The 7,587-nt window shown below is 39.5% G+C and carries 10 protein-coding genes; 8 read left to right on the top strand and 2 right to left on the bottom strand.

The window, feature by feature from the left end; all coding sequences use genetic code 11:
• The first annotated feature begins 27 nt into the window (after positions 1 to 27).
• The 5 genes from E0H80_RS14790 (at position 28) to E0H80_RS14810 (ending at position 3,041) form a co-directional block, all read left to right on the top strand.
• The gene (locus E0H80_RS14790) at positions 28 to 684 is read left to right on the top strand and encodes a ribonuclease I (RefSeq protein WP_131366969.1); all 657 of its coding nucleotides are present in this window, start codon (positions 28 to 30) and stop codon (positions 682 to 684) included.
• 168 nt (positions 685 to 852) lie between these two features.
• Positions 853 to 1,839 (top strand): malate dehydrogenase, encoded by a 987-nt coding sequence (locus E0H80_RS14795; protein ID WP_131366971.1) that lies wholly within the window; start codon positions 853 to 855, stop codon positions 1,837 to 1,839.
• A gap of 168 nt (positions 1,840 to 2,007) precedes the next feature.
• Complete coding sequence (locus tag E0H80_RS14800; RefSeq protein WP_131366973.1) at positions 2,008 to 2,265, top strand: DUF2789 family protein; 258 nt, start codon at positions 2,008 to 2,010, stop codon at positions 2,263 to 2,265.
• A gap of 143 nt (positions 2,266 to 2,408) precedes the next feature.
• The gene (locus tag E0H80_RS14805; RefSeq protein WP_131366975.1) at positions 2,409 to 2,657 is read left to right on the top strand and encodes a DUF2789 family protein; all 249 of its coding nucleotides are present in this window, start codon (positions 2,409 to 2,411) and stop codon (positions 2,655 to 2,657) included.
• Positions 2,658 to 2,780: 123 nt separating this feature from the next.
• Complete coding sequence (locus tag E0H80_RS14810) at positions 2,781 to 3,041, top strand: DUF2789 family protein (protein ID WP_067869017.1); 261 nt, start codon at positions 2,781 to 2,783, stop codon at positions 3,039 to 3,041.
• A gap of 70 nt (positions 3,042 to 3,111) precedes the next feature.
• Here the strand turns inward: E0H80_RS14810 and E0H80_RS14815 are convergent, their stop codons facing one another.
• Positions 3,112 to 3,639, bottom strand: coding sequence for a hypothetical protein (locus E0H80_RS14815; RefSeq protein WP_067868455.1), 528 nt, complete (start codon positions 3,637 to 3,639; stop codon positions 3,112 to 3,114).
• Between the two features lie 91 nt (positions 3,640 to 3,730).
• Positions 3,731 to 4,333 (bottom strand): 2OG-Fe(II) oxygenase, encoded by a 603-nt coding sequence (locus E0H80_RS14820; protein WP_131366981.1) that lies wholly within the window; start codon positions 4,331 to 4,333, stop codon positions 3,731 to 3,733.
• A 116-nt stretch (positions 4,334 to 4,449) separates the two neighbouring features.
• Between E0H80_RS14820 and E0H80_RS14825 the strand changes: the two genes are divergently transcribed.
• Genes E0H80_RS14825 through E0H80_RS14835 form a run of 3 tightly spaced genes read left to right on the top strand, consistent with a single transcriptional unit; the run spans position 4,450 to position 7,293 of the window.
• Positions 4,450 to 5,307, top strand: a complete 858-nt coding sequence (locus E0H80_RS14825; RefSeq protein WP_131366976.1) for a 23S rRNA (adenine(2030)-N(6))-methyltransferase RlmJ — start codon at positions 4,450 to 4,452, stop codon at positions 5,305 to 5,307.
• A gap of 45 nt (positions 5,308 to 5,352) precedes the next feature.
• Positions 5,353 to 6,180, top strand: a complete 828-nt coding sequence (gene pssA / locus E0H80_RS14830) for a CDP-diacylglycerol--serine O-phosphatidyltransferase (RefSeq protein ID WP_131366977.1) — start codon at positions 5,353 to 5,355, stop codon at positions 6,178 to 6,180.
• A 39-nt stretch (positions 6,181 to 6,219) separates the two neighbouring features.
• Positions 6,220 to 7,293 carry a DUF6670 family protein gene (locus tag E0H80_RS14835; protein ID WP_131366978.1) on the top strand — a complete coding sequence of 358 codons (1,074 nt, stop codon included), beginning with the start codon at positions 6,220 to 6,222 and terminating at the stop codon, positions 7,291 to 7,293.
• Positions 7,294 to 7,587: the final 294 nt, after the last annotated feature.

The following is a 7,587-nucleotide window of genomic DNA, read 5'->3' on the forward strand; positions in this document are numbered from 1 at the left end:
TTTTATTGATAGGGGATTGAGTTATTAATGATTTTTTTTGACTCCACACCAGTTTTAGCCAGATTGGCACTGTTCGTCGCGAGCGGTGCAGGATTAGGGCTGTGTTCATCTCATAGTTTTGCAGCGCCATTGCTAGGTTATGTGATGGTGGTACAAATGACGCCTGCGGTGTGTATGTTAGATAATCAAAAATCAAAAAAACGGAAATGTTTAGAAGGTTATTCTCTTAATATTGCAGGTTTGTTGCCTGAAACAGCAGAATCGGAATGTAAAACCTCAGCTTCAGCAGTTTTATCTCCCTTGCAAGCGAGAGTGGTGGCGCGCGTCATGCCGGATGAAAATGCGCGAATTCAACTTTGGCAGACGATTGGTGGTTGTGTGCCAATGAATGCCAGTCAATATTTTCGCACTGTGATTAATTATGCAGAACGTCTAAAAGTACCTTCGGAACTCACCAGTCCTGAAAACCGGACCATGCACATCACCAATCTTCGCTTACAGTTCTTGCGTTTAAATCCGTCTTTACCTTCTAATGCGATTAAGTTTAATTGTGCAGCGGTGAATGGAACATCTATTCTTACAGAGGTCAAACTTTGTTATAAACCAAATGGACAGTACAAACAGTGCTCCGCAGCAGTAGAGATGAATTGTCCAAGCTCATTCACCATAAAAGGTTCTTACTAAGCTTTTTGGCATATTTTATTTATATTTCCTATCAGACTTTTGTTGAAGTTCTATCTCTTTTCCATGCATCAGGCCAACGATTGGAGTACAATCTTTGGCGTTTATGATTATTAGATTAAATGGACTAACTATTTAATCGCATTGACTATCCTCATTGGAGATAATTAGATGAAGCAAGCCGTTCGTGTTGCCATTACTGGTGCTGCAGGTCAAATTGGTTATAGCTTACTATTCCGTATCGCAAGCGGCGAGATGCTAGGTAAAGATCAACCGGTTATTTTACAATTGTTAGAAGTTCCTTTTGAGAAAGCTCAGCAAGCGCTTAAAGGCGTGATGATGGAACTTCAAGACTGTGCATTTCCTCTGTTAGAAGATATGATTGGTACTGATGATCCTAAAGTTGCATTCAAAGATGCTGACTACGCGTTATTGGTTGGTTCACGTCCACGTGGTCCAGGTATGGAACGTGCTGAATTACTTAAAGTAAACGGTGAAATCTTCATCGGTCAAGGTCAAGCATTAAACGAAGTTGCTAGCCGTGATGTTAAAGTACTTGTTGTAGGTAACCCTGCAAATACAAATGCTTACATCGCTATGAAATCAGCTCCTGATCTTCCAGCGAAAAACTTCACTGCGATGTTACGTCTTGACCACAACCGTGCGGCTTCTCAAATTGCTGCAAAAACGGGTAAAGCGGTTAAAGACATCAAAAACCTTACAGTTTGGGGTAACCACTCTCCAACCATGTATGCTGACTACCGTTTTGCAACAATTAACGGCGAAAGCGTAAAAGACATGATCAACGATCAAGAATGGAATGCAAACATATTCCTTCCTACTGTTGGTAAACGTGGTGCTGCGATCATCGAAGCACGTGGTTTGTCTTCTGCTGCTTCTGCTGCAAATGCTGCAATCGATCACATGCGTGATTGGGCGCTTGGCACCAACGGCGAATGGGTAACTATGGGTATTCCTTCAGACGGTTCTTATGGTATTCCTGAAGGCGTGATGTTCGGTTTCCCTGTAACCACTGAAAATGGCGAATACAAAATCGTTCAAGGTCTTGAAATCGACGAATTCAGCCGTGAACGTATCAACGTTACGCTTGAAGAGTTAGAAGGCGAACGCGCAGCAATTGCTGACATGCTTAAATAATTTGATCTTTTAGATTGAGTTGAAAAGGCACTCCATTTGGGGTGCTTTTTTTATAAAATACAAATACTTCATAACAAAAGATAACAAGAACACATACCGCCGTAATTCTAATTTTTCCTACATTTGTTAAGTTATAAAGATCATTTAATAACAGCAGGAGAGAATCGCATGATACTCGAGCAACAACCGACATTAGAATTATTATTTGAACAATTAGGTTTAGCTGCAGATGAAGCTGCGATTGATCAGTTTGTTAAAACTCACCAGTTGCCTTCTGAAGTAATTTTGCCAGATGCAAGTTTTTGGAATGAAGGTCAAAGTGCTTTTTTACGTGAGCATTGGCACCAAGATGATGAATGGATTGTCGTGATTGATCAGCTTAATCAGCTGTTGCATGTGGAAAGTGACCAGCTTTCTGCGCCATAACTTTTAAATAGATTAGGCCCTTCAACGGGTCTAATTTTTTGCTACAAAAATATACAACAAGCGCGATGCCAAAGCTGGGCTTTACGCGGTAATTCTTATAACTTGATAGCTGGATCACAATATACCTTAGCGAGGAGAACAACATGTTTGATCAACAACCCACATTAGAACTGTTATTTGAACAATTGGGTCTCGACGCGAGTCCGGAAGCCATTGATCAGTTTATAGAAACCCATCAATTAACCCTGGATATTCCTTTGCATCACGCTCCCTTTTGGTCGCCAGCACAGCACGATTTTCTAATCAGTCACTGGAAAAAGGACGACGAATGGGCAATGGTAGTGGATATTCTAAATGAGCAATTGCATAATAAAATTCAGCCGCACCCATAAGATGAATGATTAATCACAAATTGAAACAACATAATGGGAGTGATGACTATTATTGTTTGAACATTTCTTATAAGTTAATTGAATAATAAATGACAATTTAACGAATAAGGAGTTTGTAAAATGATGAGTAATAAACCATCCTTAGAATTATTGTTTTCGCAGTTGGGGTTGGCCAATAGCCCAGCGGCCATTGAGCTTTTTATACGTACCCACCAACTACCCGCAAACCAGAATTTACACGACGCACCTTTTTGGAATAAGTCCCAGCGTGAATTTTTGATCCGTTATTTGATTGAGGATGCTGATGAATGGGTGATCTGGATTGATGAGCTTAATCAGCAACTGCATATGAATGCCAATAAATTAAAAATGGCTTATAGTTAGAATAAATATTTTTTAAAAATATAGGGATATAAAAAACTCTCCAATTCGGAGAGTTTTTTTATTTTTGCAATTAATGCAATTTGCTTTGCAGCAATTTTATAAACCAGAGTTCTTGGCGTACAGGTCTAAAGCAAGGGTGTTTCTGCAGCAGTTCTAAATCAAAGTCAGCGGATTGACTATATTTAGTCAACCAGTGTCGCGTTAATGCGGTTTGATTTTTAGAGATCGATGCATACGCAAGGAAAAAATAGATGTCACTGTGTTCATGTTGAGACAGCGGTTTTAAAATTTGCTGAGTAATTAAAGCAAAACGCGGTTCTTTGGTAATCTCGAAATACAACATATAAGCTTTCGCCAGATTTAAAGACAGATTCAAATACAAACGCATCGGCATTTCTTCATATTCAATGCGGGCTTGCTCTAACAGCACCACAGCTTCTTGCAGAAAATGAATTTGTTCTTGACGTGAATTGCTGATTACCACCAGTTGTAAGCGTAAATCAGCACGTTCCAAAGCGAGATCAGGCGTATTGTTTTCCAAATACAATTGATCCGTCTCACCGATACGCTCGATAATTTTTTTTGTATTTTCAAACATTAGCCAATACCTCATTGATGAATAATCAGTATATAGGGGCAAAACCAGGAATTTAAAGCTAAATGTACTATTCTGATTTTATAATAAACAATTAGAACAAGACATTAGCACTACGTAACCATGCCGTGATTGATAAGCGTTGATGCTTGGCTTTAACCACTTCATGCAATAAATCGCTTTGGAACATTGCAATACGATTCGGTTTGGGTTGAATAGTATGCCATTGCCCATTTTTATCCTCTAGATGTAATTCTCCACCCCAGTCATCTTGCCAATTTTCATGTAAATAATAGACTGTAGAAATAATACGACCATTTTTCCCTTGCGGATTGTCGCGATGCAAAGCGTAATATTCTCCCGCGTTATAGCAGGCAAAATGTGCTTCGACTTCTTGTATGCCTAAATAAAAATTACGGTTTAATAATTGAGAGATTTCTTTAAGAGTTTCAGTATGATGCTGTGCAGTTTTTAGTTCTCCGCTAATCCATAAAATATGGTCACTGCGGATATTGCTCACCACGCCGTTTTGAATGGCCGCCTCCCGAAAACGGTTTAAATTGGAGGTACATTCTTCAGCTAGAGCAAGTACATAGTCTTGAGGGTAGGCATTGTCAATCAGGGTAAAACCATGTTGATCCAAATCTTCAATAATTTGATCAACATTCCATGACTTTGGGAGCTGAATTGCATCCATATACATATACTCAAATACAATCTGAAAAAAGGTGGCGTATTCTAGAGCAAGATATCCTGCGGAATGAAACATTTTTTCATGCTAAAATGTCCGTTGATTACAGGAATTAAAGAAACATGAATTACCGTCACCATTTCCATGCAGGCAACTTTGCCGATGTTATGAAGCATGTGTTATTGCTCCAACTTTTAACACGTTTAAATGCCAAAGATAAACCGTATCGCTATATAGATACGCATGGTGGTGCAGGTAAATATGATTTATCTACCGCTGCTGCACAAAAATCGGGTGAATTTTTAACCGGTATTCATCGTTTGGTGAAACTTGATGATTCAATTACGCGTAATGCCCCAGAAGGTGTGAAGCAATATCTTAAAGTGGTTGAAGATATGCGTGCCGGTTCAGGCAAAGGTGCTTATCCAGGTTCACCATGGTTTGCATTAGAAGGGATGCGCGATATTGATAAAGCAACCATCTTTGAAATGCAAAAAGAAGTTTTTCAAGAATTGTATTTCAATATACGTGACCGCCGTGCGGGTCTGCATGAACGTGATGCATATGAAGGTTTGTTAGGGGTTATTCCGCCGCAAGAAAAACGCGGTTTGGTAATGATTGATCCGCCTTACGAATTAGAACGTAAAGATTTCCCTCAATTGGTTGAATTATTGGCAATAGCACACAAAAAATGGCCTACTGGTTGTTTTGCTGTTTGGTATCCAATTAAAGACCGCGCCATGATTGATCGTTTTGAAAAGAAAATGATGAAAACCGGTATTCGCCGTCAATTGGTGTGTGAAATCTGTGTATGGCCTGATGACACGCCGGTCGGTTTGAATGGTTGTGCTTTGCTGGTGATTAATCCGCCTTGGAAATTCTCACAGGATGCCGATGAAGCATTGCAATGGTTATTCCCACATTTACGTATGAGTGAAAATGGCGGGCATGCTGCTGTACGCTGGTTGGTTGGTGAATAAGTAATACCTTTAAGAGAGATACGGTTACAGTTAGGATAGACAAGAATGACAAATATAAATAAACCTGAGAGTAAATCTTCTACCCGTGATGAACATAGTTTCGATGGCATCACTTTTGAAGTGGAAGAAGAAGAGCAAACCCATGAGGGACAAAAGGTGAAACGTCGTGGGATCTATCTGTGGCCGAATCTGATCACGACAGCAGCATTGCTGTCGGGGTTTTACTCTATTATTGCCAGTATGAATGGTGATTTTACCCAAGCCATTTACGCTATTTTTCTTGCCGCACTGTTAGATGGTTTAGATGGTCGGGTTGCTCGCGCGATTGGCGCACAAAGTGCTTTTGGTGAACAGTATGACTCTTTATCCGACTTGTTAGCGTTTGGTGTTGCACCGGCTATTTTAATGTATAGCTGGAGCTTGCATGATTTGGGTCGTATTGGTCTGGCATGCTGTTTTGTCTATACTGCCTGTGCGGCATTCCGTTTAGCCCGCTTCAATGTGCAAATTGGTGTGGTCGATAAACGCTATTTTATTGGGGTTGCAAGTCCATTAGCGGCCATTTTGATCATCACCTTGGTCTGGGTCGGAAGTGATTTCCCTGCAATTTTTGATTTGCGTGAAGTGGGTATTCAAATTGTCAATGCGGTGCTTATCGTGGCAGTAGGCTTGTTGATGATCTCGAATATTAAATATTATTCATTTAAAACATTGGATCGTAAACGCGTACCTTTTGCGGTGCTGCCAATTGCTGTATTTATCTTTGCTGCGATTACTTATAATATTCCAGTAGGAATCTTGGTGATTTCTATTATCTACGCCCTTTCTGGTTTCGTAACCACATTTATGGCCAGAAAAAATAACCCTATATAAAAATGAGACATCTATACCTAAAATAAAAAGGAGCATGATATGCAGTTGCTTCAAGATTTATTTGACCAGTCTAAACAACTCAATCAGGCTCCCTCTCGGGCGCAGTTGGCTTATCATGCGCAAAAAGGGCGATATAAAATTATTCATCAAGGCTTGATGATCCCGAATTTGCCAGCGCCCTTACATTATTTAAACTTTTTAAGTGTGATTGGTCAGCCCAACGTTCCTATGCTTCGCAACGAAAGTGCAATTCATTCCACTGCTTTAGATACAGCGACCATTATTGCCAGTGTCAGTCCGCATATGATGGGGCAATTAAATTCCTATTCTGTTGAAAAAGAATGTCAGTTTAAAAAAGAATATTTCAAATTTTCAAATCGGGAAATGATTTCAGGAGAATTTCCTTATTTCCGTATTCAGCGCGAAGATAAAGAACTAAGTTTTGATTTATCTATAACAACCAGCCATCTCATTTCTTATTTTACCAAGTTACGTATGGGGTTGGCAGATCACTGGTCGATAGTATGTCAGTGTGAAGGTCAAATTACGTATAAAGCGCAGAAATTTGAAATTCAGCAAATGGGCTGTTTCGACTATGCACGCTCCATAAACTTTTCCTATTTGCCACTCGCATTTTTTACTTATCAGATTATTAATCTGGAAAACAATCGTCAGCTTCTGTTAGCACAAATTCGTGATCCTTTTAATCGTATTGTGCAATCTCGTTTGTATTTACGGGATGCCCAGACGGGAATAGCACAAATGTTCGATGATAATGTCCGTTTCAAAGTCCATCGTGTTTATCCGAAGGTGAAAACGCCGAATGGCCAATACATGTATTTGCCGCGTGAGTTTGAATGGGGTTATGAAGGGAAAGATGGCACCTGTATTTCAGTTCAGGCACAAAGTCGCGGAGATTTTAAATTTGGTTTGGGTGCCGGTTATGTGGGTAGCTTTAAATATCAAATCAAAATTAATCATCATGAAGAAAGGGGTGAAAGTGGCTACTGCGAATATACGGATTGTCGTTCATTGAATTGGCAGGAAAAAGATAAAGAAGAAAAAATGCGTGATGAATTGGTGAATACAGTTCCTTTTGCATGCAAAAAATAATAAAACCGTCCTGTTTTGCAGAATAAATAACCATTCGAGGCATTATTGATAAAATAATAGGGAAAAGGGGTTGCGTGAGGATTTTTTTCGCCTATAATGCGTATCCATCGGCGGTGATGTTGATTAAAACTTGTTGAGAAACAAGGATTTAGCCTAAAGGGTTTAAATCTGGAAGTCTTGAAGAAGTTTGGAAATAATCAATAAAACCTGTTGACTATTCTTGAGAAGAGAGTAGTATAGCCGACCTAGCTTGCTGGTGACGAATCAGCAAGAAGATCATTAAGAACTTATGAA

The sequence above is a fragment of the Acinetobacter sp. ANC 4779 genome, from assembly GCF_004331055.1.
Classification (GTDB): domain Bacteria; phylum Pseudomonadota; class Gammaproteobacteria; order Pseudomonadales; family Moraxellaceae; genus Acinetobacter.